This is a genomic window from Flavobacterium terrisoli, assembly GCF_030167905.1.
Taxonomy (GTDB): Bacteria; Bacteroidota; Bacteroidia; order Flavobacteriales; family Flavobacteriaceae; genus Flavobacterium; species Flavobacterium terrisoli.
In genome coordinates this window covers 39740-65200 of sequence record NZ_JARGNA010000001.1, presented here as the reverse complement: position 1 = coordinate 65200, position 25461 = coordinate 39740, and the positions used below count along the sequence as shown (strand labels likewise).

Genomic DNA, 25461 nt, shown 5'->3' with positions numbered 1-25461 from the left:
TAGTTTTTAGATTATTCTTGAAGGTTTTTAATGTCGTTTTCAATGGTTAAAATCAACAGACTTGTGGCAGTACAAAATGCCGGGCTGGTGATGCAGTGATGACCGTTCCAACTTCCGTCTTCGTTTTGGATTTTGATTAATTTTCCGCCAATATTGTCATACCAGTTTTTCCAGTCGTTGTCTTTTTTTACAATCATAGATTCGCCGGTTTGCAGGAAGCTCAGGAATTCTTCTCCGCCGTTATTGCCAAATCCATTTAGGACATCATTGTCCATGGCTTTTACTTTGGCGGCTTTGTATACTTTATCGGCTACATCATAACTGGCTGCTTTTTCTTTGGAAACCCCTATTTTTTCCAGGTTTTCACGATTCATTTTAGCGCTTTTATCAATTTTCCCTGATGACTTTGCTTCTTCGAATATTTTTTCAGCTTCCTGTGCTTCGGCGGCGCTTCCTCTGACAGAACTGCTTACGGCATAAAGCATAACGCCGGCACCATCTTCAGTTTTCGCGGTATTATTGTCAGGATTGTAATTCGCTTTTTGGTAATTTCGGGCCGCATCAATTTTTTCTTTGCTGACTTTAATGTTTTTGTTTTTGGCCGCTTGTTCCAAACCTGAATTCGCAAATGAGGATTGTAGTACGCCAGCCCATCCGGCACCGGATACTTTTCCATCACTACCATATGACTTTTCAATTTTATCAACACAAATCTGAATGGCTTTTTCCACTCTGTCCGCCATCTGTTGATTGGTTAATGTTGGAATTACCTGGTTTAAAAACTGAAGGGTTAAAACGGCATCAATATTCTGGCCTAATTTGGATTGTATCTGCGTTCCGCGAATTTGAGTAATGAATTCACCGTCTTTGTTTTTCTCAACTTCGTTAAGCAAAAAAAGTAATGCATCAGTGAGTTTTTCTTTGTAGATTCCTTTATCAATGGTATGGCCACAGCGGTATAAAGCCATCGCTGCCATGGCTGTTGTTGCCGGATCCGAACTAACCGCATGTGGATTCATTTCTCTTTGATTACCGTGCGAACCTGCGCCCCAGCCACCATCTTTGTTTTGGGCTTTTAAGAGCCAATTTTGACCGGCTTCTATGACGGCTGTCATTTTGGAATCATCTTTGAATGCAGCATAATTGCTTACGGATTGTTCACCCATAACCGACATAAAGACACAGGGTTTTTCTTCAGGTTTAGGTTTTTCATAATTGACAGCACCTTTGTTGCCTGATGCAATTTCATTTTTGAGGAATACTCCGCCCAAAAGGGCTGAAGCACTCAAGACTATTAAAAGATTTTCGGTTTTCATAATAGTTGTTTTTAAGATTATTGAATTTCATATTTTGCTTTAATTTCATAACGTAATTTGATGGCGCCAACATTATCAATTCCGGAATCGGGATCGGAAGATGAATTGCTCACTACCGAATTGCTGACGTTGCTCAAGAGGTTTTGCCTTCCGTACCAAAAGTTGTTGTAGTTTGTAGTGGCTTCGGGCATTTCTTCCACAGCCAACAAATGCCCTATCTTTTCATCAACGCTTTCAAGTAAATAAGTGGCTTTTGCTTTGGCGGCTTTCATGGCTTCGATTTTGACTTCTTTCCGCAAACGCTGGATTTCCTGGTGAGTGGTTTTGGAAATGCGAATGCTTTGCGTCCATTTTTCATTTAAATCTTCTACCAGTTTTAGGAAGTTGGTTTGGTTGTTCAGTTTGAGTTTAATGGTTTTGGTACGGTAATGTTCGTGGCGATAATTCCACCAATACCACCAATACCAACTATTGTCAGTACTTTCCAGTGCCAGGGTTTTGGTATCGATATGATTGTCTTTAAGCGCTTTATAGAACTTGTCCTGAATATCATCCAGTTTTACTTTTTTACCACTCAAGTCGTATTCCATTAAAACAATTTCGAGTTCAATCTCGTCGGGTTGTACAGACATTTCGGCGCTAGCGGTTACTTCAATGTATTTTCGGGAATCGATGGTTTGTGCATTGGAGTTCCAAAAAACAAGTGCCAAAATCAGTAAAAAATAAGTTTTCATAGGATGGTTTTTGATGATTACCATACAAACCTATAAATTGTTAAAATCCGTTTTTTTCAAAAAGGGTGAAACCGCTTTTTGACTTGGTGAAACGATTTGTACAACCATTTTAAATTGATTTACTTTACATTGCCTTTATTTTATCAATATGCGCTACGGTATTTCTTTTATAATGATCATTTTCGGTTTGCTTTTGACTTCTTTTGAAGCCAAGGCTCAGGACACTATTAAGAAGAAACAGTCCCAGCCGGTACAGAAGAAATTCAGTCAGAAAGCCGTCGAATTAAAAGAGTCTTTAGATTCTAATGATGAAGCCAAAATCGCCAAAAGCTATGAGGATTTGGCACAAGGATTCAGTCAGAAAGGGAATGTGGTCAAAGCCGAAGAATATTATAAAAAAGCGTTGACAACATACACCAAACTCAAACGAAAAGATGACGTTGCCAGAGTCGTTCGAAACCTCGCTAAAGTGCAGGAAAGTCAGAAAAAATTTGAAGAAGCGACGAGCAATTACAAAATGGCAAGCGAGCAAACGTCAGACAAAGATTTGGAGAAAGTCAATGCCAATGATGTCAAACGACTTAGCAACAGTAGTACTTCCGAAAGCAAAAACAATTATCTAGATTCCAACATCAAGATTTTGGAAAAAGAAAATAAAAAGGATGAATTGACCGATGCTTATGAGAAAAAAGCCGAAGCCAGCAAAGCCGAAGCCAATCCGAAAGAAGCCATTATGAATTACAACAGGGCTTTGGATTTTACCGAAACCAAATCACCAAAAGCCATCAATATCAAGAACAAGATTGCAGAGATTTATGTGGCTGAAAATGACTTTGACAAAGCCTTAGACATCAATCAGAAGCTATTGCAGGAAGCGGAAACCAATAATGATTTTACGACACAGATTATCCAACAGCAAAAATTGGCTACTATTTATTTTAAGAAAAATGAGCCCGAAAAAGCAGTCGATGAATTGAAAAGAGCTTACGCTTTGGCATCTGAAAAAGGAAATACTGCTGAAGTGAAAAAGAGTTTGATTGCTTTGGTGAACTATTACAAACAACAAGGTAATGACAAGGAAAGTTTGGCGATTTACAGCGACTTTCTGCAAAATTTCGATAGGATAATCGAATCGGATACGACCTTAATCGACTCTAAAATATTTCAGGTTACCGAAGATAAAATCGAGCAGCTCGAAAAAGAAAAAGCACTAAAAGACGAATTGATTGAGAAGAAAAACACCTTTAACTTCTTTCTGATTGGAGCTGTAATTTTACTGCTGGTTTTTTTCTCCTTAATCGTCAAGGCATTTTATGCAATCAAGAAAAAGAACAAAAAAATTGCTTTGCAGTCTTTGCGCAGAGAGATGAATCCACATTTTATTTTCAACAGCCTCAACAGCGTCAACCAGTTTATCTCGCAAAATAAAGAGTTGGAAGCCAATAAATACCTGACCAATTATTCCCAGTTGATGCGCAATATCATGGTCAATTCCAATAATGATTTTGTCACGCTGAGCAACGAAATTGAGCAGTTGCAGAAGTATCTTGATTTAGAACACCTTCGTTTTCACGATAAGTTTGATTACAAAATTGTAGTCGATGAAACGTTGGATACCGATACCGTTTTTGTACCCAATATGATTATCCAGCCACATCTGGAAAATGCTATTTGGCACGGTCTACGTTACAAAAAAGACAAAGGATTGTTGTTGCTTACGGTCAAACCCGATAAAAACGGCATCGTGATTACTGTTGACGATGATGGCATTGGATTGGCTCAGAGCAATGAACTCAAAACCGACAACCAAAAAATGCACCAGTCGCGTGGCGTTAACAATACCAAAGAGCGCATTGCATTGCTCAAGGAATTGTACCAAAAAGACATTCAGTTCAGCCTCAAGGAAAAAGAAAAACCGCTAACCGGAACCATTGTAACCATTGAATTCCCTTTTATTTATAAAATGCCATGACCCAATCTAAAATCAGAAGTGTAATCGTTGAAGACGAAAAAGCAGCGCGGGAAGTACTGAAGAATTATCTTCAAAAGTATTGTCCGCAGATTGAAGTTTTGGGCGAAGCCGAAAACATCAAACAAGCTGTTCCATTGATTCATGAAGTGCAACCGCAATTGGTTTTTCTCGATGTGGAAATGCCTTTCGGGAATGCTTTTGACGTGTTGGAAGCCTGTAAGGATTTGCATTTTGAAACCATATTTGTCACCGCATTTTCGGAATATTCATTGAAGGCGTTGAATCAGAGTGCGGCGTATTATTTGCTCAAACCCATCAGCATCGAAGAGTTAATCGTGGCAGTGAACAAAGTGCAGCAACAAATCATGAACCACGAAATCTTCAACAGAAACAAAATCATCGTGGAGAATTTTAGGGAAACCAAACCGGAAAAAGCACAGGTGATTTTACCTACTTTGGAAGGTTTTGAAGTGGTCAAAATGGAAGACATCGTAAGGCTTCGCGGGAACGGGAATTTCACAGATTTGTATCTGGCCAATGGCAGCAAAAAAATGGTTTGCCGTTTTCTAAAGCACTTTTCAGAGATTTTGCCTTATCCTTTCATGCGCGTCCACAAGTCACACATCATCAATGTCAATTTTGTAAAAACCTATAACAAAGGTGGTTTTGTTACGCTTTTTGACGAAGCCGAAGTGGAAATTTCCCCAACCTACAAAGAAGAATTCCTCAAAAGATTCAAATAATTAGAAATCAAAATCATCCACACTCAAACTATCGCTTTGAGCGGCAGTTGGTTTTTGTCTGAGATACATTTTGGCCGGTCCTGAAACATCCAAAGCAAAGTTGCCGATGGTATCGCTGACGGTGATAAGGTTTCTTTTGAACATCAATCGCATTAGGAAATCGTTTTGCTGCTGGGCATAAGGTTTGAGCTTTTCGGTATTGACCAAACGCTCCATAAAACCTTTGGGTTTCGGGATAATGCTTGCCAGGAACAAACATTGGTTTACATTCAAATCACGCGGGATTTTGTTAAAGTAAAAACGCGATGCTTCGCCAATGCCATAGATATTTGGCCCCCATTCTATAATGTTGAAATACACTTCAAGCATGCGCTCTTTGGAACTGATGCGATTGTTCTCTAAGATGTAAACCAAAAGGATTTCTTCCAGTTTTCTGGATAAGGTTTTTTCTCGGGTTAAGAATACATTTTTGACCAATTGCATGCTGATGGTACTCGCGCCACGCGCAAATTTTTTGGTTTTGATATTCTTGGCGATCGATTGTTTGAACGCCGAATTGATAAAGCCTTTATGGTCAAAAAACGATGGATCTTCGCTGGTCAGCACACACTTTGTGAGATAAGGCGACATCTCGGATAACGGCGTATAACTGTAATTGGAATTCCCAACGGCAATCGGTCTTTGTGCCACACCTTTGTCAATTGCTCGGTAAATGAATTCACCATTGATTTTGTTCAGATCGGCTTCGCCATATTTGGTGATTTTTAAACGCTCGGGGAAGAGTTTGCTTTCAAAAATGATGTCATTCGGTTTGTGGTCGTTGTATTCAAAATTGAGCGCATAACTAAAATAACCTTGTGCTTCCATGCCTTCAAAATGACGAAACAAACCCGTTGGCAGCGAAACAATAAAGTCCTGTGCTCTCATTTTAGGAATGTTCAATTTGAAGGCATATACTTTTTCATCTTCATTGGTATACGAAATATAAGGTTTGCATTTGATGCTGTTCAACTGCATGATTGACGTACTGTCCAAAGCCATAAAACGCGGCCCGACTATCCAGTGGTAATCAAAACGGGCGTTTTTGATAACGACATCTTTGCTGGCGATTTTGGGATGATTGACCATCAAATTCTGAATAGAAGAATAACCTTCAATATGCAAATCGCCACTATCCATCGATAGGTTTTCCAGATTGAAATGAATCGATTTGAAACCGGCTTTTAGGTTGAATTTCTTGTCCAGATAAGGAAGTCGTATCGTGTCGTTTTTTGGGTTGTAAAATTCCAAATCGGCTTTTCGGTCTCTCGGATCGGCAAAACCATTGACTGCCCATTGTTGGGAGAAACCATCAGAAGTTACCTGGATTAAAGTATTGAGTTTTTTATCGGCTAAAATCAGCCGGCTAAAATCAAATACCGCTTTATGGCCATTCTTTCTATCATCAAATCGGAACGCAAAGCCTTTGACATGCATGTCTGTTGGCACCAAATCCATCAAATTGGAAGAAATTCGGTTTAACAGTTTGGCGTAATTGACTTCGTCATTGTCTGATTTTTCTTTTTTGGAACGCAGAAAAGCATCATAGTTGTTGCCGGTTTTGGTTTTCACCAACTGGACATAACCTTTATTGATTTCGAGTTTGCCCAACTGAATATCGCCCATAATTAATTTCCAAAAGCTGACACTGGTTTTCAATTCGTCTATGCGAACCAAAGTATCCGCGGCTTCAGGAACCAAAGTAATCTTTTGGAACTCTAAATCGGTTAAACCATGGAATTCGGCTTTGACAATGTTCAAATGGCATTGGTAATCGCGCTCCATTTTGGCATCAATGCGGCGAATGACTTTCTCCAAAATAGCATCCCGAAAAACAAAAAGCAAAGCAATTCCCAGCAGTAAGAGAACACCACAGACTTTTAGAGTTCGGAATATTATTTTTTTGTTTTTTCGTTTCATTTATTCTGCTTTGTCAACTTCTAATCCAACACCAATTACATTGGGCAAATATGGTCCTTTGAAACTATGTGAAACAGTAATCTTATACTTGCCTTTTTGAAGAATGGTTTTCCCTCGAATAATTGTTGAAAGATCACAAATATCACCTGAACATTCTCCAAGGTCATTTCCGTTACCATCTTTGATCAGTAAAGTCGTATTTAAAACTTCTTTTTTTCCATCCGGACTTTCTATACTAATATCCAACGGAAAATCAGGAAATTGATATCCGTAAACATGACTGAAAAGGAACTTTATATCGTAGAGAATGGTATCATTGTCAATGGTAAATTCATAAGTCTTGGCATCGGATTGTTCCCAATGGTTACTTTCGGGCATTTTATCAAACTGGCTAAAAGTATTTGACGGGTTGCAGGAGATAAGACCAACTAAAAAAAGTAAAAAGAAAAGTATTTTTGTTTTCATAAATAGGTGTTGTTATTTACTTAAAACGCTGTTTTTCAATTTTTATTGCTAAATCAAAAGTAATTATAGCCACCAAATTTTGGTTTATATAATTTAGCGAATAATTTATAGGATTAGGATTTATAAATTACCCAAACAATTGTTCGACCACTTCTTCGATTTTGGAGACTAAAACGATTTTAATCAGCGGGTTTTTGACCGCAATCTTATTGTATTTAGACACAAAGATAGTGGCAAAACCTAACTTTTCCGCTTCCTGTATGCGTTGTTCCACTCGGTTTACCGGACGGATTTCACCAGACAAACCTACTTCTCCGGCAAAGCAGACATCTTTACCTACAGCAATGTCTTCATTGGAAGATAAAATAGCGGCCACAACAGCCAAATCAATCGCGGGATCATCCACAGAAATGCCTCCGGTCACATTCAGGAAAACGTCTTTGGTGCCCAATCGGAAACCGGCGCGCTTTTCCAGTACGGCCAAAATCATATTGAGTCGTTTGGCATTATAGCCTGTCGTACTTCTTTGTGGCGTTCCATAAACTGCGGTAGAAACCAAGGCCTGGATTTCGATCATCAAGGGTCGCATGCCTTCTAAAGTAGAAGCAATCGCAGTTCCGGATAATTCTTCTTCGCGGTGCGAAATCAAAATCTCAGACGGATTGGAAACTTCTCTTAAACCCGAACCCTGCATTTCGTAAATACCCAATTCGGCGGTTGAACCAAAACGATTTTTGAGCGAACGAAGAATCCTGTAAACATGGTTTCTATCGCCTTCAAACTGCAAAACGGTATCGACCATATGCTCCAAAATTTTAGGTCCGGCAATGTTACCGTCTTTGGTAATGTGACCAATTAAGATCACCGGGATATTGGTTTCCTTGGCAAATTTGATCAGCTCGGCGGTGGTTTCCCGAATTTGAGAAATACTTCCGGCGGTGGATTCTATATAGTCTGTATGCAAAGTTTGAATCGAATCGATGATGACAATATCGGGTTCGGTTTCTACAATATGGCGGAATATGTTTTGGGTTTTGGTTTCGGTTAAAATATAGCAATTGTCGCTGTTCGGATTGATTCTTTCCGCGCGCATTTTGATTTGTTTCTGACTTTCTTCGCCCGAAACATATAAGGTTTTATAAGGTAATTTTAAAGAAATCTGCAACAGCAATGTACTCTTTCCGATGCCTGGTTCACCGCCTAAAAGGATTAACGAACCCGGAACGATTCCGCCACCGAGTACACGATTCAATTCGCCATCAGTAGTGTCCATTCGCACTTCCTGAGTCGAATCAATTTCTTTGATCCGTAGCGGTTTTGAAACTCTTTTGGAATCAGTCGAGGCAGGTTTCCAACCCGACTTTTCTTCTTTCTGGATAATCTCTTCAGCTATGGTATTCCATTCTTTGCAGGAATTACATTGGCCTTGCCATTTGGCATATTGGGTACCACAATTTTGACAAAAAAAAGTAGTTTTGAGTTTCGACATTTAGGCTGTGTTTATTCTGATTTCTTTTCTTCGGTTGGTGTTTCTGCCGGAGGTGTATCCGCCGGTGTTTCTGCCGGAACATCTGAAGCCGGAACTTCTTCTGCAGGGACATCTTTTTTGGCTTTTTCCGCTCCTTTCAAGGCATCAGATCTTTCGAGCATCATGTCTTTGGTCAAGTCACCGATTTCCTCTTTTTGAAAGGCGGTTTGATAGCTTTTGATAGCTCTCTTTGTGTCGCCCATTTTTTCATACATCTGTCCCAAATGGTAATCGGCTAGCATTGATTTTGGATAATTTTTTCTGGCCAACTGTGACAATTGGTCAAATTCAGGATAGGCTTTGTTTTTTAGAATCGCCGCCTCAATCGCTTTGAAATCATTAATCCTGATTTGGAGTTTCAATCCCAAAGAATTTTCAAGTACATCATATTTGTCCGTCAAATATTTTACATAACCTGAAGGTAATACGGCAATTTTTTCCTGGAATTCCACACTTGAAATCGGTTGGTATACAGAGAAAATTTGGTACAAGGCACTCGGAATGGCGTGTAAAACCAATGAATAATGCGAAGCGCCCTTGAACTCTTCATACAGATAATTGAGCTTTGGGTTTTTTATGATTTTTGCCGCATCATCCAAAGCTTTGATTCGGGCGACCATTTTTTTGTTGTCCCCTTCCGCAGTACAGTGGTAATAGAAAGTCGTTTGTTGCACAGCCGCCAAACGTTCCGGGATTTGTTCTTCCATTCCGGCCGGAAGCTCAGGACTCATGGAGATAAACGCATTGAATATCGGTTGGTCTTTATACAGATAACAATTCAAAAAAGCAGCCGTGGTATCTAATCCTGCAGCGATTCTAAATGGCGCGCAACGGAAGTTTTTCTGGATGCTCGGAATCAATTCCATGCCGATGAATTCAAAAAAATCGGCTCCTTTTTCGGATGGCAAACCGGTTGTCTCATCGAAAGTACAATCGCTTTCGCGTTCGTTGTTTTTATTTTGGCTGATGCCAACGACAATTACTTCAGGCAAATCGTCCCAATAGTAACCATAACTCAAGGCGCCCTGAAAAGCGTCAAATAGGAAATCGCCATCAAAAAGAATCAATAACGGATATTTTTGAGACTTGTTTTTATCATAAGATGGCGGAAGGCCAATTCTGATTTCGCGATCTTCATTCAGTTTTTGGGACGTTATAGTATCTGTAATTGTTCTTTGAGCAAAAATGTTACCGGAGCAAACAAACAGCAATAGTAAAAACAGTTGTTTCATAGAGATTGATTTTTGGTTAAATAGAAGTCGTTGCTAAAATGATTAGCAAGATAGTAAATTATTTATTTCTATTTAACACCGGAAGTAAAACATAGGAAATCAAACCGAGGACAATCGCTAAAATGGTTTGCGAGGTCCAAACCAGCCAGCCAAAGGCAGTTCCAATATCATTTGAGATGCCGTAAAGAGAGAAAATCAGGGCAATGGAAAACGGATAAGCGCCCAATCCGCCATTGGAAAAACCAACTGCCAAACTACCAAAAATAAACCCCATAATCACGATGTCGAAACTGATTTCTGAAGTTTCAGGCAGGGCAAAAATGGCGACATAGAACATTGTTAGGTAAGTAATCCAAATGAAAAAGGAATGAAAAAGGTATTTCCATTTGGACTTCATTTTTAAAATGGTCATCATGCCTTCAATCAATCCGGATAGTTTTTTCTTTAGTTTTAAGATGATTGGCCATTCGGCATAAATCCAAATCAATAAGAAAGTTATGCCCAAAATTATCGCGGCAATTCCATAATAAATCAGCAATTGCAGTGAAACATTTTTGCTTACCAAAAACTTATAAATTTCATCAAACTGAGAAATTAGTCCAATAAAAACAAACAACAGGAAAATCAGTAAATCGACAATTCTTTCGGCTACGATTGTTCCGAAAGCTTTGTCAAAAGGAACGTTTTCGTATTTTTTCAACAATGCGGCACGGGATATTTCACCTGAACGCGGCACGGTTAAATTGACCAAATAGGAAACGCTGACAGTAAAGAAATTATTATAAAATTTGGTTTGATAGCCCAAATGGTTGAGTGCAAATTTCCAGCGATAGGCTCTTGACCAATAGCCAACACAAGCGACCAACAGTGACAATAAAATATAAGAGTAATTGGCTTTTTGGAAACTGATTTTTATTTTGTCAATTTCATCGGGTTTGAGCGTGGTGTATTGATAATAGATAATTCCGATTCCTATGAAAAGAGGAATAAGAATAGTCAGCCATTTGGTAATTTGTTTTTTCAAGTGATTAGGTCAGAGAATTATCTTTTTCATTTGGAAAAACCAACCAGGGTTTGAAGGTTTTGGCTTCTTCAAAATCCATCAAGGCATAAGACATGATGATGATGATGTCGCCTTTGTGTACTTTTCGGGCAGCCGGTCCATTGAGTGTAATGTCCCCGGAATTTTTGATTCCTTTGATGACATAAGTGTCAAAACGCTCGCCGTTATTGACATTTACGATAGACACTTTTTCGCCTTCAATCAGGTTGGAAGCTTCCATTAGAGTTTCATCAATGGTAATGCTTCCCACGTAATTTAGGTCGGCACCGGTTACTTTTACACGATGGATTTTTGATTTTACTACTTCAATTTGCATGGGGCAAAGTTAAATTAATTTAGTGAAATGGTGTCAATCAATCTGACATTGTTGACAAAAACCGCAATAAATGCGCGATATTTTTTGGTTTTATTTTTTCGGACACAAGGGAGTAAAGTCGCTTCGTCAGCTATCTGGAAATATTCCAGGGTAAAGTTGGGATTTTTTTTAAAGGTTTTCTTAACCCAATCAGTCACTTCGGCAGCCGATTTGATGGCGAATAATTTTTTGGCTTGTGAAATGGTTTTGTAAATGATTGCTGCTTCTTTTCTTTCCGATTCCGATAGCCTTTCGTTGCGCGAACTCATGGCCAATCCATTGGTTTCCCTGAAGATTGGACAGCCAATTACATTGACCGGCAATTGCTCTTTTTCGGTCATTTTTTTGACAATCTGCAATTGCTGAAAATCCTTTTCGCCAAAGTAGGCATTGGTGGGTCTTACAATTTCAAAAAGCCTTTTGACAATCGTTCCGACACCATCAAAATGACCCGGACGGAATTTACCTTCCATTTGGTTTTCCAAACCATCAAAATCAAAATGCTGGGAAACGGTGTTGCCTTTGTAAATGTCTTCCACGCTTGGCGCATAGACGATAATCTTATCGGAAACTGTTTTTATTTTTTCAATGTCGGCCTCGAGCGTTCGCGGATATTTGGCCAAATCTTCCGCGTTGTTGAACTGCGTCGGATTGACAAAAATGCTGATGACCGTAATCGAATTGTTGGCAACCGCTTCAGACAGTAGCGACAAATGTCCTTTGTGGAGCGCACCCATCGTAGGCACAAAACCAATGGAAGTCGCTGCGTTTGAAACAGAAGCTAAATAAGAGACTAATTCATTTTGATTGTTAAAAATGAGCATTGGCTTTCGGTAAATGAGTTGCAAACTTACTATTTTCATAAATAACTGCATAAATTTTTGTACTTTTGCCTGTTTTTTATTGCCAATAAATAAAGTAAAATAGATTATGGAAGATAAGAGGATATTGTATGTATCATCTGAAGTGGTGCCTTATCTGGCTGAAAATGAGGTTTCTTTAATGTCGTATGACGTCCCTAAAATGGTTAATGATCAGGGAGGGCAAATAAGAATTTTTATGCCAAGATATGGGAATATCAACGAAAGAAGGCATCAATTACATGAGGTTATCAGATTGTCGGGAATGAATTTAGTCGTAAATGATTTGGATATGCCTTTGATTATCAAAGTAGCATCCATCCCGAAAGAGAGAATACAGGTTTATTTTATTGATAATGATGAATATTTCAAGAGAAAAGCGACTTTCAGTGATGAAGACGGTGTGATGTATCCGGACAATGACGAAAGAGCTATTTTCTTTGCCAAAGGGGTGGTTGAAACGGTTAAGAAATTAAATTGGGTTCCCGATATTATTCACGTTCATGGCTGGATGGCAGGTTTGCTTCCGGTTTACATGAAGCATTATTACAAGCACGAAGCGTTGTTTTCAGACACTAAGATTGTGACCTCGGTTTACAGTCAGTCATTCGATGGAACGTTAGATACCGAAATGATCAACAAAATTAAGTTTGATAACATTCCGCAGGATGCTATTCAGGATTTGGAATTGCCTAACTATGAAAACCTTATCAAGTCGTCAATCCAACATTCAGATGCGGTAATAATTGCCTCTGAAAACCTGTCGTCAAGTTTAACAAAATTTATAGAATCTTCAGGAAAACCTTTTTTACCTTTCGCCTCGAAAGACAAATTCTCAGAAGCATATACAAACTTCTACAAGACAATGCTTCCTTAAAAAAAATAATTATTCAGATTTATGTTTAAAAAATCATACTTAAAACAGATTTTCTTTGGGCTTATTGCCTTATTAATGCTTGCTTCCTGTGACAAAGATTTTAATGAATTAGGGACAAATATCGTCGGAGACGACCACTTTGGTTTTCTAAAATACTCCGATGCCAGCATACAAGCCTACAATCAAAAATTAGGACCGATTTCCAGTAATAATTTACCGATTAACCCATTAGGGATTTATGATAATCCGGTATATGGTAAAACACAGGCTAATTTTGTTACTCAGGTAGAATTGGCAACATTGGCTCCTGAATTTAATAATGTTGATCCTGAAGATTACGATGTTGATCCGACAGAAATTGACAGTGTGATTTTGGACATTCCTTATTTCAAAACTTTAGAAGACGAACTGGATGCCGATGACAATAAAGTGTACACTTTGGACTCTATTTATGGCCCGGAAAATTCTAAATTTCAATTGAATATTTACAGGTCTAATTATTATTTGAGAGATTTAGATCCAAATCAATCATTGGGAGAACGTCAGCTTTTTTATACGGATATGGATGCTCAGATTAACGCCAATAGAATTGAGGGGCGATTGAATAATTCAACCAATGTAGACGAAAACGACCAATTCTTTTTTGACAAAAGGGAAAAAATATTGACTGTCGATGAGGATGAAGATGGAACTATAGATGATAACGAAGTGACCAGAAAAGCTCCTTCCATGCGATTGCACCTGAATAATGCGGTTTTTGCTGATTTGATTTTAAACCCTTCTAACAGTGCGCAATTGGTAAACAATAATGTGTTTAAAAACTTTTTCAGGGGATTGTATTTTAAGACAGACGGCACAACAGGACAGATGGCGATGCTTGATTTCAGAAGCGGAAAAATTACCATTTACTACAATGAAGATAAAAAAGGGGAAGATGATGCACAAGGCAATCCAACCTTTACGAGAGTAGACAAAACATTCGTGCTGAATTTAACTGGAAACTCAGTGAGTTTGATTAACAATATTACGGAAAACGGAACTTATTTGGCTGCGGCTAATAGTACTGCCGAGGCAAGCAGGTTGTATTTAAGAGGTGGAGAAGGTGCGATGTCAATCATAGATTTATTCGGACAGGCGGATGCCTACAAATACATTCGCAAAGCAGAACCAGAGGGAAGTACAAATTATATTAATGATGCAGAAGGAGATCCTTTGTATGTAAAAGTATTTACTCCAAATGGTGTCTCAGATGAATTAGATGATTTAAGATATCCTTTGGTAGATAATTCGTTGACAGACCATTCTACCAAAGAGCGATGGATGATTAATGATGCACAGCTTTCATTTACGATTGATAGAGATGCTATGGCTGGTGCGCACGAACCGAATCGTATCTTCTTATATGATTTGAATAATAAAAGCATATTGGTGGATTATAGTTTTGATTATACTACGAATTCAGCAATTCCAAAATACAGTAAAATAATTCACGGAGGGATCATTGAAAGAGATGCAGCTACTCCGGCCAGAGGTGTTAAATACAGGATCAGGATTACAAATCACATCAGGAACCTGATTATGAAAGATTCAACCAATGTGAGATTGGGCCTTTCGGTAACTGAAAACATAAATAATGTTGCTTTTTCTAAATTGAAAACGGCAAACAGTAATTCAAATGGTGCGCCAAGCATGTCGGTTTTGAATCCATTGGGAACCATTTTGTATGGAACCAATTTACCGGTTGGCGATCTGCATTATGCAGACAGAATAAAATTTGACATTTATTATACAAAACCTGATTAAAACGTAAAGTTATGTGTGGAATTGTTGGCTATATCGGATATCGTGAAGCGTATCCAATAGTAATTAAAGGGTTAAAAAGATTAGAATACCGTGGCTATGACAGCGCCGGGATAATGCTTTGCGATGGCAAGGATTTAAAAATATCCAAAACCAAAGGAAAAGTTTCCGATCTTGAAGAAAAGGCAAAAGATTTAGCTGCTTCAAAAGCAACTATAGGAATAGGTCATACACGTTGGGCAACGCATGGTGTTCCCAATGATATAAACTCACATCCACATGTTTCCAATTCAGGGAATTTAGTAATCATCCACAATGGAATCATTGAAAATTATGAGCCATTAAAAAAGGAGTTGCTTAAAAGAGGATACACATTCACTTCTGATACCGATACAGAGGTTTTAATCAATTTGATTGAAGAGGTTAAGAAAAAAGAAAACATCAAACTGGGGAAAGCTGTTCAGATAGCACTAAACCAGGTGGTTGGAGCGTATGCTATTTGTGTTTTTGACAAAGAAAAACCGGATGAAATTGTAGCGGCAAGATTAGGGAGTCCTTTAGCGATTGGCGTAGGGAAAGACGAATTTTTTGTGGCTTCAGATGCTTCACCGTTTATCGAATATACTTCTAATGCAATTTATTTAGAAGATGAAGAAATGGCGATTGTCAGATTGAACAAGCCGTTAAAAATCAGAAAAATTAAAGATGACTCTTTGGTTGATCCTTATATTCAAGAACTCCAGATGAATTTGGAGCAAATTGAAAAAGGTGGTTATGATCATTTCATGTTGAAAGAAATCTACGAGCAACCAAACGTTATCAAAGATACTTACAGAGGAAGATTATTGGCCAATCAGGGCATTATCCAAATGGCCGGTGTTGAAGACAATCTGGAAAAATTCCTTCATGCACAAAGAATCCTTATTGTTGCCTGCGGAACTTCATGGCACGCCGGATTAGTGGCAGAATATATTTTTGAAGAGTTTACCAGAATTCCGGTTGAAGTGGAGTATGCCTCTGAATTCAGATACAGAAACCCAATTATCAATTCATCGGATGTCGTTATCGCGATTTCACAATCAGGAGAAACAGCAGATACTTTGGCTGCGATTAAATTAGCTAAAGAGAAAGGCGCTTTTGTATTTGGGGTTTGTAACGTTGTGGGTTCTTCTATTTCCAGAGAAACGCATGCCGGAGCTTATACCCATGCCGGACCGGAAATCGGAGTAGCTTCTACCAAAGCATTTACCACTCAGATTACGGTTTTAACCATGATTGCACTTCGTTTAGCAAAAGCCAAAGGAACGCTCTCAAATTCTGACTTCCACAGATACTTACAGGAATTAGAAGTGATTCCGGAGAAAGTGGCAGAAGCATTGGAGACTAATGATAAAGCCAAAGAAATTGCGGCTATATTTAAAGATGCTCCAAACTGTCTTTACCTGGGAAGAGGTTATAATTTTCCGGTAGCTTTAGAAGGTGCGCTGAAATTAAAAGAGATATCATACATCCACGCAGAAGGTTATCCGGCAGCGGAAATGAAACACGGTCCGATTGCCCTCATCGATGAGCAAATGCCGGTTGTGGTTATTGCACCAAAACAAGGACACTATGATAAAGTGGTGAGCAATATCCAGGAAATAAAATCAAGAAGCGGTAAAATTATTGCTGTGGTAACCAAAGGTGATACACAAGTAAAAGAGCTGGCAGATCATGTGATTGAAATCCCTGAAACTTCAGACGCTTTATCACCGCTAATTACCACAATTCCATTGCAATTATTGTCTTACCATATTGCGGTAATGAGAGGTTGTAATGTTGACCAACCAAGAAATTTGGCAAAATCAGTAACGGTAGAATAATTTTTTTACTACAAAATATACCAAAAAGCGAGATTTATTCTCGCTTTTTTTTTGCTCATTATTTGTGATTAATTTAATAGAAGCGCTATTTTGTATGTATGCATAGTATTTTTTTTAGCAATACCGTCAAAAAGTTAATAAAACCTTAAAAAAGGCAAATATTATTGAATTGTCAATAATCGAACTTATTAATAAGTTATTGATAAAATGGAAGCGGGTTTTTTAAAAATGTAAAAAAAATATTTGTACTTTGGCTACATAAACCAACAAAATTTAAAACCAAATGAAGATTTATTTATTTATCCTTTCATTGTTTTTTTGCGGCATTACTTATTCGCAAACGTCAATATCCGGCTCGGTTAAAGACAGTAAAAATCAACCAATTCCGGGAGCCAACGTCAAAGTTGCTGGCGAAAGCGGAGGAACAGTTACAGACAGTGATGGAAATTTCACCCTGACAACTTCTAAAAAACCACCATTTGACATTGAAGTGTCAAGCGTAGGTTTTGGGAGCTCAAAAGTAAGTGTAACGTCCAACAATCAAAACGTAAGTGTTTCGTTATCCGAACAAGAAACGCAATTAGATGAAATTGTAGTTTCTGCATCGAGAACCCCTGAGAAAGTCAGAGAATCTCCGGTAACGATTGAGAGAATGACCATCAGAGACATTAAGAAAACAGCATCACCAACTTTCTACGATGGACTGGAAAACCTTAAAGAGGTTCAGATGAACACCAGTAGTATGTCCTTTAAGTCTATCAACACTCGTGGATTTGCAACAGTGGCCAATACGCGTTTTATGCAATTGGTTGATGGAATGGATAACTCTTCACCTTTATTGAACTTTGTATTGGGTAACCTTATTGGGGTTTCTGATATAGATGTTGCCAATGTGGAGCTTTTGCCTGGAGCATCTTCGGCGCTTTATGGTGCCAATGCCTTTAATGGTATTTTGTTTATGAACAGTAAAAGTCCTTTCAAGTATGAAGGAATTACAGCTTATGTAAAATATGGTTCAACCAGCCAAAAAGCAGCCGGTTCAAATGATTACTATGATTATGGTATAAGAGCGGCTAAAGCATTTAATAAATATATTGCCGGTAAAGCCAATTTCACCTATATGCATGGTACCGAATGGTGGGCAACAGATTACGACGATAAAACCGTTGAAGGCAGAGACAGAAGCCATCACAATTATAATGGTATGAATGTTTATGGAGATGAGGCTTCAACCAATATCAAAAGTGTAGGTCAAACCCTTGTTGGATTAGGATTACTTCCGGCTTCAGCATTGAACATATTGCCTAATGAAAACGTATCAAGAACAGGTTACAATGAGGTTGATTTGACAGATAATAAAGTTAAAAATGCTAAAGTTGACTTCTCATTGCATGTGAGACCTTTTGGAAATGAAAAGTTTGAAATCGTTTGGCAAAGTAAATTCGGATTTGGAAATTCAGTGTATCAGGGGGCAAATCGTTATTATTTAAATGGTTTCGAAATGCAACAGCACAAATTGGAATTTATGGGTAAGAACTTTTTCGTAAGAGGATATTTTACCACAGAAGATGGTGGTAGATCTTATGATATGTTATTTACCGGACTTAATATTAACAGAGCATGGAAACCGGATTCAACCTGGTTCGGACAATATGCCGGAGCTTACGTGCAGTCTACATTATTAGGGGCTACACCAACTCAGGCACATGCTGCAGCAAGAGCAACAGCAGATACCGGAAGATTTTTGCCGGGAACTCCTGAATTCCAAAATGCATTCAATCAGGTAACTTCAGATTCTAATGTATTAACGGGTTCTAAATTGGTAGACAACTCAAAAATTTACCATTCAGATGCCAATTATAACTTTAGAGATTTAATCAAGGTAGCCGAAATTCAACTCGGAGGTTCTTACAGAAGATACGATTTGAATTCTTATGGAAGAATTTATACCGATACGCCTGAGTTTGGCGGAATTAAATATGATGAATACGGAGTGTATACTCAGGTTCAGAAAAAAATATTGGATGACCGATTGAAGTTGGCAGGTTCTGTCCGATATGACAAATCAGAGAATTTTGATGGAAGCTATTCTCCAAGGTTATCTTGGGTATTAACTGCCGGAAAAGCCAGAAATCATATTTTAAGAGGATCATACCAAACAGGTTTCCGTAACCCAACTACCCAGGATCAATACATCGGATTCAATGTTGGTAATGCAATTCTTTTAGGTTCTGCGCCAGACAACTTGACAAGATACGAGGAAACACTACCGGTAACTTCTCCATTAGGACAAGCCTTAGTTGGTGGCACATCAACAACAATTAATGGAAACAATGCTTACTATAATTCGTATACGCTACAATCTGTGCAAGCCTTTTCGGCATTAGCACCTACAGATCCTATTGCAGCATCAGCATTGTTGGTAAGAACCGATGTTGACTTGGTAAAACCGGAAACCGTAAGAGCAATTGAATTGGGATATAGAGGAGAAGAAAATGGCTACACCTGGGATATCAATGGTTACTATAACATTTACAATGATTTTATCGGGAATTTAACAGTAGTTGCACCATTGTATGGAACTGCCCAGGATGCACCAAACCCAGCTTTAGGTCCAGCAGATCCGGGCGCACAATCTGTGGATGCCTTGGCAACAGGAAACACAAGAGCGTTCCAATTGTATACCAATACAGATATCGAAATCAAATCATTAGGTTTTGGTGTGGGATTGGCTAAAAAATTACCAAAAAACTTCGAAGTATCTGCAAATTATAACTATGCTCAATTTGATTTTGACCAAGCCAAAGACCCAAGTTTTGAGGCAGGATTCAATACGCCTAAGCACAGAGTTAAAGCTTCATTAAGCAATGACAATTTATTCAAAAACTTCGGATTCAACGTTAGTGGAAGATGGAGCGATGAATATTACTGGGAATCAACTTTCGCAGACGGAATGATTGATGCAGCAACGGTTATTGATGCCCAAATCAGTTATGGTGTACCAAGTTTAAAATCAGTTTTAAAAGTGGGCGCAACTAACATTGGCGGAAAAGAATACAGACAACTTTTAGGGCCTGGATTGATAGGTCAACAATATTTCGTGTCTTTAACCATTAATCCATAATCCAACCAATTATAAATTATATATAGTTATGATAAAAAATTTCAAATGGCTGCTATTGGTATCATTGACCTTTGTAGCATGTAATAGTGATGACGAAAAAGTCGTTGACCCTAATTCAACAGACGGATCGCCATTGACTGCAGGAACAGCAGATTTCTCAAAGTATGTAGCTTTGGGAGATTCGTTCGCTGCTGGATATAGTGATGGTGCCTTATTTAAAACAGGACAAATGAATTCCTATCCGAATATTATGGCAACGCAATTTGCGTTAGCCGGAGGAGGCGAATTTACTACTCCGTTTATGAACGATGACATCGGAGGATTTTCTTCAGGAGGAGTACAGGTTCCCGGACTTGGCGTAAGGCTATGGTTCAATCCGGCCAATAGCACACCAACACCGGTTTCAGGAGTATCTACGACGGATATTAGCGCACATTTAACCGGACCGTTTAATAATATGGGAATTCCGGGTGCCAAAGCAATACATCTTGGGGTTTCCGGATATGCTACTGCAAATCCTTATTTCGGGCGATTTGCTTCTTCAGCTGCAGCTACTGTTCTGGAAGATGCGGTTTCTCAAAACCCAACGTTCTTCTCCTTATGGATTGGTGGAAATGATGTGTTAGGTTACGCGACTTCCGGAGGGGATGGAACCAACCCAATTACACCTGTAGCTACTTTTGATGCAGCCTATAATGCCTTGGCTTCGGCTCTTGCAACCGGTGGCAGAAAAGGAGTAGTAGCTAACCTTCCTTATGTTAGTTCGCTACCTTATTTTACTACGGTACCTTATAACCCTGTACCGCTTAATGCGGCTACTGCCGCTCAATTAAACTCAGGTTATGCACCTTATAATAACGGTTTGTTGTTTGCCCAGGCAAATGGATTATTAACAGCCGCTGAAGTAGCAAGAAGAACCATTAATTTCACCGCTTCAAACACAAATGCAGTGGTTATAGTTGATGAGTATCTGACCAATTTATCAGGTTTTGGAATTCCATCCTACAGACATGCAACCAGCGAAGACTTAGTTGTCTTGCCTGCCAGAGCTTTTATCGGAACTACGGTAGGAGGAAATCCTTTGCAAGTGAATGGCGTTTCAGTACCGCTGGCAGACAAATGGGTATTGTCTAAAGATGAGATAATCGAAGTGAGAACAGCCACTGATGCTTACAACGTAACGATTCAAGGCGCTGCTACTAATAATGGATTGGCTTTTGTTGATGCCAAAGCAATAATGACACAATTAACGGCTCCTGGAGGAATCGTGGCGAATAATTACACCATGACTTCAGCTTATGTAACAGGAGGAACTTTTTCTCTTGATGGTGTTCACCCGAGCCCGAGAGGATATGCCTTAATTGCAAATAAATTCCTGGCGGCGATTAATGAAACATACGGTTCAAACTTTAGAGGTGTAAATGTTGGATTGTATCGTATTTTATACCCGCAAGACCCATTGAATTTTTAATCTAACCAATTATATATTCCCAAAACCACTTGAGAAATCAGGTGGTTTTTTGTTTTGTTACAGGCTTAGTTTGTGTTTAATTGCTGATTCATCAAAAAATAAAGAAAAAAACTCCTTTCAAATATTGATTTTTTAAAATAGAAAATTTACCTTTGCGCTCTGAAAAAAGAGGTGTTTTTTTCAAACCTAAACAGCTATTTAATAAATACATAAACAATGTCTAAAGCAATAGGAAAAGTTTCGCAAATCATCGGTCCGGTAGTTGACGTAGTATTTGATACTAAAGATGTTGAGTTGCCAAAAATTTACGACTCATTAGAAATCATTAACGCAAATGGTTCAAAATTAGTTCTTGAAGTTCAATCACATATTGGTGAGAACACAGTTCGTACAATCTCCATGGACTCAACCGACGGTTTGAGCAGAGGAACAGAGGTTAACGCTACTGGTGCACCAATTCAAATGCCAATCGGTGCAGATGTTTACGGACGTTTGTTCAACGTAATTGGAGATGCTATCGATGGATTAGGGGATTTGCCAAAAGAAGGTAAAGACGGTATTTCTATCCACAGACCAGCTCCGAAATTTGAAGATTTATCAACCTCTACAGAAGTTTTATTCACCGGTATTAAAGTAATCGACTTGATCGAGCCTTATGCAAAAGGGGGTAAAATTGGATTATTTGGTGGTGCCGGAGTAGGTAAAACCGTATTGATTCAGGAATTGATTAACAATATCGCCAAAGGTCACGGTGGTCTTTCTGTATTCGCAGGAGTAGGAGAAAGAACCCGTGAAGGAAATGACTTGCTTCGTGAGATGTTAGAGTCAGGCATTATTAAATATGGTGACGATTTCATGCACTCTATGGAAAATGGAGGATGGGATTTATCTAAAGTAGACAAAATCGGAATGAGAGAGTCAAAAGCGACTTTCGTATTCGGACAAATGAATGAGCCACCTGGAGCTCGTGCCCGTGTAGCATTATCAGGTCTTTCTATCGCTGAGTATTTCCGTGATGGTGCTGGTTCTGACCAAGGGAAAGATGTATTGTTCTTCGTGGATAACATCTTCCGTTTTACACAAGCAGGTTCTGAGGTATCAGCGTTATTAGGGCGTATGCCATCTGCGGTAGGTTACCAACCAACATTGGCAACTGAAATGGGTGCGATGCAAGAGCGTATTACTTCAACCAACAAAGGATCTATTACTTCTGTACAGGCGGTTTACGTACCTGCGGATGACTTAACTGACCCGGCGCCGGCAACTACCTTTGCTCACTTAGATGCAACAACGGTATTGTCTCGTAAAATTGCTGAGTTAGGTATCTATCCTGCGGTGGATCCGTTAGATTCTACTTCAAGAATCCTTACGGCTCAAATCTTAGGAGACGAGCACTACAACTGTGCACAAAGAGTAAAAGAGATTTTACAGAAATACAAACAATTACAAGATATCATCGCGATCTTAGGTATGGAAGAGTTGTCTGAAGAAGATAAACTTTCGGTATCAAGAGCTCGTCGTGTACAACGTTTCTTGTCTCAACCATTCCACGTAGCGGAGCAGTTTACCGGTATTCCTGGAGTATTGGTTGATATCAAAGATACCATCAAAGGATTTAACATGATTATTGATGGAGAGCTTGATCACCTTCCTGAAGCTGCTTTCAACTTGAAAGGAACTATCGAAGATGCTATCGAAGCTGGACAAAAAATGTTAGCGGAAGCGTAATATAAATAAAAGTATGATTTTAGAAATAGTATCACCGGAAGCTACATTATTCAAAGGCGAAGTAACTTCGGTTTCTTTACCGGGTGTTGATGGTTCGTTCCAAATCCTGAACAACCACGCGCCGATAGTTTCTATTTTAAAACAAGGTACCGTGAAAATCGCTGCCAACAGTTTTAAAATTGGCAAAGAAGTGGCGGAGAAGTTTACCAAAGTAAACGACCAAAACTACACTTTGGAAATCAATTCAGGAACTATTGAAATGAAAGACAATAAAGTAATCGTATTAGCCGACTAATCCGATTCAGCATAGACCAGAAAGCCCAGCAGTAATGTTGGGCTTTTTTTATGGGAATCTTTTTGCTTCGCCAGTTTGCTCTTTAGGAGTTCGTGTCCGGCTTTCCGCGCTACAAGGTAGCTTGCTTCAATCCGGGCTAAAAATCATTCTGCTTTACTATATTTGTAGTGATGAAACTCCCAAAATCACTACAAGCCAAACTCGAACAACGTCAAGCCAATAATGCTTTGCGCCAATTGCCTGTGGCTAAGGATTGGGTCGATTTTGCTTCCAACGATTATATCGGTTTTGCCCATAGTGAAATAATCTTTAGTCAAACGCACCAATACCTTTTAGACCACAATATCAAAAGCAACGGCGCCACCGGTTCGCGTTTGATTTCAGGAAACCATGATTTGTATTCGGTCACCGAAGCGTTCATTGCCCAATTTCACCAATCGGAATCCGCGTTGATTTTCAATTCAGGCTATGATGCCAATGTGGGATTTTTTAGCGCTGTGCCACAGCGCAACGATGTGATTTTGTATGACGAACTTTGTCATGCTTCCATCCGCGATGGTATCCAAATGAGCAATGCAAAGAGCTACAAATTCCAGCACAACGATTTGGAAGAACTGGAGAAACTAATCACAAAATTCACAATTCACCATTCACACTCGAGCGAATGCGAACAGGCGAAGCAATTCACCATTTATATTGTCACCGAATCTGTGTTCTCAATGGATGGCGATTCACCAAACCTGGAAGAACTCGTTGCTTTGGCAGAAAAACAAAACGCTTATCTGGTCATTGATGAAGCCCATGCCTTAGGGGTTTTTGGTGAACAAGGCGAAGGCGTTGTCCAAAATGCAGGATTGCAAAACAAAGTCTTTGCCCGAATCATGACTTTCGGAAAAGGGCTGGGTTGTCACGGTGCGGCCATTTTAGGCAGCGCCGAATTAAAAAGTTATCTGGTCAACTTCGCGAGGAGTTTTATTTATACCACAGGTTTATCGCCTCATTCCGTAGCGACTATTTTATTGGCATACCAACATTTAGCAGCAGAAAAGGAAGCACTTCAAGCATTAAAAAACAATATTCTTTTCTTTAACCAGGAGAAGCTGCGTTTGGGTTTAAAACCGATGTTTGTCTATAGCAAATCGGCGATACAATGCGCCATTATTCCGGGAAATGCCACCGTGAAAAATATTGCAGCCCAACTTCAGGATAAAGGCTTTGATGTCAAACCTATTTTGTCGCCAACGGTTCCCGAAGGACAGGAACGCCTTCGTTTTTGCCTTCACAGTTACAATTCCGAAGCCGAAATCTCCAATGTCTTGGAATTGTTGAGTACTTTTGTGTTCAAATAAAAATCTATGAAAATTTTTATCACAGGAATCGGCACCGATGTTGGGAAAACAGTCGCTTCAGCTATCGTTACCGAAGCACTCGAAGCCGATTATTGGAAACCAATACAAGCGGGTGATTTAGACTTTGGCGATACCGATAAAGTCAAAGAACTAGTCTCTAACAACAAAACGATTTTCCATCCTAACGCTTATGCGCTCAACACACCCGCGAGTCCGCATTTGGCAGCAGCCAAAGACGGCGTGCGAATCAATATAAGTAAAATTGTAGAAACCAATCCCGATAGCTATCGGGAGAAAAATCATTTGGTGATTGAAGGCGCAGGCGGCGTTTTAGTTCCGTTGAACGATTCAGAATGCGTGGTCGATTTGATCCAAAAAGACTATAAAGTAATTGTGGTTTCACGCCATTATCTGGGCAGTATCAATCATACGTTACTGACCATCGAAGCGTTGCAAAACCGAAAAATAAAAGTGGCCGGAATCATTTTCTCCGGCGATGAAAACAAAGCCACAGAGGAAATCATTTTGAATAAAACCGGAGTAGCGTTCATAGGAAGAATTGACCAAGAACCTTATTTTGATGCGAATGTAGTTTCCTATTACGCGGATAAATTTCGGGAGAATCTTTTAAATTTAAGAACATAGAACATAGAATATAGAACATAGAATAGTTTTGGTAATAGCCTTTTGTCTATGCTCTATATTCTATTTTCTTTTTTCTTTTACAA

General features: G+C 39.0%; 20 protein-coding genes. 11 read left to right on the top strand and 9 right to left on the bottom strand.

All coding sequences use genetic code 11. The features are described 5' to 3' along the window. Positions 1–11 precede the first annotated feature (11 nt). Positions 12–1316 carry a prenyltransferase/squalene oxidase repeat-containing protein gene (locus P1K33_RS00260; RefSeq protein ID WP_284650828.1) on the bottom strand — a complete coding sequence of 435 codons (1305 nt, stop codon included), beginning with the start codon at positions 1314–1316 and terminating at the stop codon, positions 12–14. Between the two features lie 17 nt (positions 1317–1333). Further along, positions 1334–2050, bottom strand: a complete 717-nt coding sequence (locus P1K33_RS00255; protein ID WP_284650826.1) for an SIMPL domain-containing protein — start codon at positions 2048–2050, stop codon at positions 1334–1336. Between the two features lie 148 nt (positions 2051–2198). Between P1K33_RS00255 and P1K33_RS00250 the strand changes: the two genes are divergently transcribed. Continuing rightward, positions 2199–4022 carry a tetratricopeptide repeat-containing sensor histidine kinase gene (locus tag P1K33_RS00250; RefSeq protein WP_284650824.1) on the top strand — a complete coding sequence of 608 codons (1824 nt, stop codon included), beginning with the start codon at positions 2199–2201 and terminating at the stop codon, positions 4020–4022. Beyond that, a complete protein-coding gene (locus P1K33_RS00245) occupies positions 4019–4765 on the top strand; it encodes a LytR/AlgR family response regulator transcription factor (protein WP_284650822.1) in 747 nt (248 codons plus the stop codon). The genes P1K33_RS00250 and P1K33_RS00245 overlap by 4 nt, the downstream gene beginning before the upstream one ends. Here P1K33_RS00245 and P1K33_RS00240 read toward each other — a convergent pair whose 3' ends face one another. From P1K33_RS00240 to panC, 7 genes are all read right to left on the bottom strand, one after another. After that, on the bottom strand, positions 4766–6724 hold the full coding sequence (locus P1K33_RS00240; RefSeq protein WP_284650820.1) for a transglycosylase domain-containing protein: 1959 nt from the start codon (positions 6722–6724) through the stop codon (positions 4766–4768). Next, entirely contained in the window at positions 6725–7189 is a 465-nt protein-coding gene (locus P1K33_RS00235; protein ID WP_284650818.1) for a gliding motility lipoprotein GldH family protein, read from the bottom strand. A 127-nt stretch (positions 7190–7316) separates the two neighbouring features. Then, positions 7317–8678 (bottom strand): DNA repair protein RadA, encoded by a 1362-nt coding sequence (radA, locus tag P1K33_RS00230; RefSeq protein WP_284650816.1) that lies wholly within the window; start codon positions 8676–8678, stop codon positions 7317–7319. Positions 8679–8689: 11 nt separating this feature from the next. Further along, positions 8690–9949 (bottom strand): alpha/beta hydrolase-fold protein, encoded by a 1260-nt coding sequence (locus tag P1K33_RS00225; RefSeq protein ID WP_284650814.1) that lies wholly within the window; start codon positions 9947–9949, stop codon positions 8690–8692. A gap of 58 nt (positions 9950–10007) precedes the next feature. Beyond that, on the bottom strand, positions 10008–10973 hold the full coding sequence (locus tag P1K33_RS00220) for a lysylphosphatidylglycerol synthase transmembrane domain-containing protein (RefSeq protein ID WP_284650812.1): 966 nt from the start codon (positions 10971–10973) through the stop codon (positions 10008–10010). Between the two features lie 4 nt (positions 10974–10977). Beyond that, the gene (panD, locus tag P1K33_RS00215) at positions 10978–11328 is read right to left on the bottom strand and encodes an aspartate 1-decarboxylase (protein WP_284650811.1); all 351 of its coding nucleotides are present in this window, start codon (positions 11326–11328) and stop codon (positions 10978–10980) included. Between the two features lie 14 nt (positions 11329–11342). After that, a complete protein-coding gene (gene panC, locus P1K33_RS00210) occupies positions 11343–12191 on the bottom strand; it encodes a pantoate--beta-alanine ligase (RefSeq protein ID WP_284651191.1) in 849 nt (282 codons plus the stop codon). 106 nt (positions 12192–12297) lie between these two features. On the opposite strand from panC, the gene P1K33_RS00205 reads away from it, so the two are divergent. The 9 genes from P1K33_RS00205 to bioD all read left to right on the top strand — a co-directional run bounded on the left by P1K33_RS00205 (position 12298) and on the right by bioD (position 25378). Then, the gene (locus P1K33_RS00205) at positions 12298–13104 is read left to right on the top strand and encodes a glycogen/starch synthase (RefSeq protein ID WP_284650810.1); all 807 of its coding nucleotides are present in this window, start codon (positions 12298–12300) and stop codon (positions 13102–13104) included. Positions 13105–13125: 21 nt separating this feature from the next. Continuing rightward, positions 13126–14907, top strand: a complete 1782-nt coding sequence (gene bamH / locus P1K33_RS00200; RefSeq protein ID WP_284650808.1) for a BamH family beta-barrel-assembly machinery protein — start codon at positions 13126–13128, stop codon at positions 14905–14907. A gap of 11 nt (positions 14908–14918) precedes the next feature. Further along, on the top strand, positions 14919–16766 hold the full coding sequence (gene glmS, locus P1K33_RS00195) for a glutamine--fructose-6-phosphate transaminase (isomerizing) (RefSeq protein ID WP_284650806.1): 1848 nt from the start codon (positions 14919–14921) through the stop codon (positions 16764–16766). Between the two features lie 283 nt (positions 16767–17049). Next, positions 17050–19890, top strand: a complete 2841-nt coding sequence (locus tag P1K33_RS00190; protein WP_284650804.1) for a TonB-dependent receptor — start codon at positions 17050–17052, stop codon at positions 19888–19890. A 28-nt stretch (positions 19891–19918) separates the two neighbouring features. Further along, positions 19919–21361, top strand: coding sequence for an SGNH/GDSL hydrolase family protein (locus tag P1K33_RS00185; RefSeq protein WP_284650802.1), 1443 nt, complete (start codon positions 19919–19921; stop codon positions 21359–21361). A 216-nt stretch (positions 21362–21577) separates the two neighbouring features. Further along, positions 21578–23089 carry a F0F1 ATP synthase subunit beta gene (gene atpD / locus P1K33_RS00180; protein WP_284650800.1) on the top strand — a complete coding sequence of 504 codons (1512 nt, stop codon included), beginning with the start codon at positions 21578–21580 and terminating at the stop codon, positions 23087–23089. Between the two features lie 13 nt (positions 23090–23102). Further along, complete coding sequence (locus tag P1K33_RS00175) at positions 23103–23384, top strand: F0F1 ATP synthase subunit delta/epsilon (RefSeq protein ID WP_284650798.1); 282 nt, start codon at positions 23103–23105, stop codon at positions 23382–23384. A 170-nt stretch (positions 23385–23554) separates the two neighbouring features. Beyond that, positions 23555–24733: an aminotransferase class I/II-fold pyridoxal phosphate-dependent enzyme gene (locus P1K33_RS00170; RefSeq protein ID WP_284650796.1), complete on the top strand. Its 1179-nt coding sequence runs from the start codon at positions 23555–23557 to the stop codon at positions 24731–24733. 6 nt (positions 24734–24739) lie between these two features. Further along, positions 24740–25378: a dethiobiotin synthase gene (bioD, locus tag P1K33_RS00165; RefSeq protein ID WP_284650794.1), complete on the top strand. Its 639-nt coding sequence runs from the start codon at positions 24740–24742 to the stop codon at positions 25376–25378. Positions 25379–25461: the final 83 nt, after the last annotated feature.

Bases quoted from the DNA above. Each gene is read 5' to 3' on its own strand.
- P1K33_RS00250 (WP_284650824.1), top strand. From the start codon at position 2,199: ATGCGCTACGGTATTTCTTTTATAATGATCATTTTCGGTTTGCTTTTG.
- P1K33_RS00185 (WP_284650802.1), top strand. From the start codon at position 19,919: ATGATAAAAAATTTCAAATGGCTGCTATTGGTATCATTGACCTTTGTA.
- P1K33_RS00245 (WP_284650822.1), top strand. From the start codon at position 4,019: ATGACCCAATCTAAAATCAGAAGTGTAATCGTTGAAGACGAAAAAGCA.
- glmS (WP_284650806.1), top strand. From the start codon at position 14,919: ATGTGTGGAATTGTTGGCTATATCGGATATCGTGAAGCGTATCCAATA.
- P1K33_RS00170 (WP_284650796.1), top strand. From the start codon at position 23,555: ATGAAACTCCCAAAATCACTACAAGCCAAACTCGAACAACGTCAAGCC.
- P1K33_RS00260 (WP_284650828.1), bottom strand. From the start codon at position 1,316: ATGAAAACCGAAAATCTTTTAATAGTCTTGAGTGCTTCAGCCCTTTTG.
- P1K33_RS00190 (WP_284650804.1), top strand. From the start codon at position 17,050: ATGAAGATTTATTTATTTATCCTTTCATTGTTTTTTTGCGGCATTACT.
- atpD (WP_284650800.1), top strand. From the start codon at position 21,578: ATGTCTAAAGCAATAGGAAAAGTTTCGCAAATCATCGGTCCGGTAGTT.
- bamH (WP_284650808.1), top strand. From the start codon at position 13,126: ATGTTTAAAAAATCATACTTAAAACAGATTTTCTTTGGGCTTATTGCC.
- P1K33_RS00175 (WP_284650798.1), top strand. From the start codon at position 23,103: ATGATTTTAGAAATAGTATCACCGGAAGCTACATTATTCAAAGGCGAA.
- panD (WP_284650811.1), bottom strand. From the start codon at position 11,328: ATGCAAATTGAAGTAGTAAAATCAAAAATCCATCGTGTAAAAGTAACC.
- bioD (WP_284650794.1), top strand. From the start codon at position 24,740: ATGAAAATTTTTATCACAGGAATCGGCACCGATGTTGGGAAAACAGTC.
- P1K33_RS00205 (WP_284650810.1), top strand. From the start codon at position 12,298: ATGGAAGATAAGAGGATATTGTATGTATCATCTGAAGTGGTGCCTTAT.
- radA (WP_284650816.1), bottom strand. From the start codon at position 8,678: ATGTCGAAACTCAAAACTACTTTTTTTTGTCAAAATTGTGGTACCCAA.
- P1K33_RS00255 (WP_284650826.1), bottom strand. From the start codon at position 2,050: ATGAAAACTTATTTTTTACTGATTTTGGCACTTGTTTTTTGGAACTCC.
- panC (WP_284651191.1), bottom strand. From the start codon at position 12,191: ATGCTCATTTTTAACAATCAAAATGAATTAGTCTCTTATTTAGCTTCT.
- P1K33_RS00235 (WP_284650818.1), bottom strand. From the start codon at position 7,189: ATGAAAACAAAAATACTTTTCTTTTTACTTTTTTTAGTTGGTCTTATC.
- P1K33_RS00225 (WP_284650814.1), bottom strand. From the start codon at position 9,949: ATGAAACAACTGTTTTTACTATTGCTGTTTGTTTGCTCCGGTAACATT.
- P1K33_RS00240 (WP_284650820.1), bottom strand. From the start codon at position 6,724: ATGAAACGAAAAAACAAAAAAATAATATTCCGAACTCTAAAAGTCTGT.